Annotated in this window: 1 rRNA gene; it reads right to left on the reverse strand. The window is 56.8% G+C overall.

Annotated elements, in window-relative coordinates:
• Positions 1 to 843 (reverse strand): 23S ribosomal RNA (locus tag IEZ11_RS50430); the annotation flags it as partial.

Genomic DNA, 843 nt, shown 5'->3' on the forward strand with positions numbered 1-843 from the left:
GTCGGCCTCGCCTTAGGTCCCGACTTACCCTGGGCAGATCAGCTTGACCCAGGAACCCTTAGTCAATCGGCGCACACGTTTCCCACGTGTGAATCGCTACTCATGCCTGCATTCTCACTCGTCAACCGTCCACAACTACCTTCCGGTGCTGCTTCACCCGGCAGACGACGCTCCCCTACCCATCACAGCACCCGTTGGGGCTATATGCTGCAATGACACGACTTCGGCGGTACGCTTGAGCCCCGCTACATTGTCGGCGCGGAATCACTAGACCAGTGAGCTATTACGCACTCTTTCAAGGGTGGCTGCTTCTAAGCCAACCTCCTGGTTGTCTCTGCGACTCCACATCCTTTCCCACTTAGCGTACGCTTAGGGGCCTTAGTCGATGCTCTGGGCTGTTTCCCTCTCGACCATGGAGCTTATCCCCCACAGTCTCACTGCCGCGCTCTCACTTACCGGCATTCGGAGTTTGGCTAAGGTCAGTAACCCGGTAGGGCCCATCGCCTATCCAGTGCTCTACCTCCGGCAAGAAACACACGACGCTGCACCTAAATGCATTTCGGGGAGAACCAGCTATCACGGAGTTTGATTGGCCTTTCACCCCTAACCACAGGTCATCCCCCAGGTTTTCAACCCTGGTGGGTTCGGTCCTCCACGAAGTCTTACCTCCGCTTCAACCTGCCCATGGCTAGATCACTCCGCTTCGGGTCTTGAGCGTGCTACTCAGACGCCCTATTCGGACTCGCTTTCGCTACGGCTACCCCACACGGGTTAACCTCGCAACACACCGCAAACTCGCAGGCTCATTCTTCAAAAGGCACGCAGTCACACCACAAGGATGCT

Source organism: Streptomyces fuscichromogenes (assembly GCF_014645815.1).
In the GTDB taxonomy this organism is placed as follows: domain Bacteria; phylum Actinomycetota; class Actinomycetes; order Streptomycetales; family Streptomycetaceae; genus Streptomyces; species Streptomyces fuscichromogenes.